Here is a 241-nt window from a genome sequence, read left to right as displayed (position 1 = left end):
CCTGCCCCGTCATACTTTGCTTTTCCCTTTTGGTTTTTTACGGCTTGAATAAGAAAACTGTAGCCATTTTGGCAATAGATAGCAGCTCTGCCGATACGAAGCGGCATCATAATCTTCCCGTTATACCCGCTGTTATTGGTCAGATCAATTAGCTTTTCGGAAGGCATCGGCAGCTGCTGCTTCGGACTTCCTTTTGTGAAAATATCTCAGGCTTTCCCTCTTGCTGCCATCAAATAGCTGC

The 241-nt window shown here is 45.6% G+C and carries 1 pseudogene; it reads right to left on the bottom strand.

Going from position 1 to position 241, the window contains the following annotated elements:
• Positions 1–241: pseudogene (locus tag SB660_RS23320) on the bottom strand (Ger(x)C family spore germination protein); the annotation flags it as partial.

This window comes from Bacillus sp. SIMBA_005 (assembly GCF_046535585.1).
Taxonomy (GTDB): domain Bacteria; phylum Bacillota; class Bacilli; order Bacillales; family Bacillaceae; genus Bacillus; species Bacillus pumilus.
Note: the sequence above shows the minus strand (reverse complement) of the source record. Positions and strands in the feature narration are given on the sequence as shown.